Source organism: Sphingobium sp. FW306-1B-F04DB, from assembly GCF_058781925.1.
Map to the genome: position 1 here is coordinate 1 of NZ_JBYSXE010000138.1, position 708 is coordinate 708.

General features: G+C 65.1%; 1 protein-coding gene. It reads left to right on the forward strand.

Going from position 1 to position 708, the window contains the following annotated elements:
* The first annotated feature begins 110 nt into the window (after positions 1-110).
* A complete protein-coding gene (locus tag AC3WJD_RS22075; RefSeq protein WP_492749012.1) occupies positions 111-596 on the forward strand; it encodes a hypothetical protein in 486 nt (161 codons plus the stop codon).
* The last annotated feature ends 112 nt before the right edge of the window (positions 597-708 follow it).

Genomic DNA, 708 nt, shown 5'->3' on the forward strand with positions numbered 1-708 from the left:
GGGTGGGTGCGCGCGTCCGCGCGCCAAGGGGAGGCGGTTTCTACGCCCCTCCCCCGGCATTGAAGCAATGATAGGCTCGGGCGCGTAACGACTCGCCCGGGCCTTTTCTTATGACCAGATATCTCGCCGCTGCGCTTGCCCTCTTCCCTGTTGCCGCAGCCGCGCAGGCACCGGCGCCCACGGTTCCCGCGGCGGAGCGCGCCGCGATCTTCAAGGCGGCGGATGCCCAACAGCTCGGCGGGCAGTGGTATCTCTGCGCCGACGATCCCAATCGCCAGCCATCGACGATCGACCATTATGCCGATCTCAACGGCGACGGTCGCCCCGAGGCGATCGTCACGGGCGGCGGCACTTTTTGCTATGGCATGGCGGGCACGGGCTTCCAGCTCGTCAGCAAACAGGCGAACGGCAGCTGGAAACTCATCACGGGCGCGATCGGCATGCCCGAATTCCTCGCCACCAAGGGTGTCGGCGGCTGGCCCGACCTTTTGATCGGCGGCCCCGGCTTCTGCTTCCCCGTCCAGCGCTGGAACGGCCGCGAATACGCGCTCAATCGCTTCCAATACGAGGGCAAACCCTGCAAGCCGCCGCGCTGAGGCATTGACCCCATCAAGGGAGTCCATGTCCGCTGTCGACCGAGGACGTGTAAAAACGCGGATTTCGAGGTGCGACGATTGTCATACGAGGCAATCGCACTGCGGAGAGATA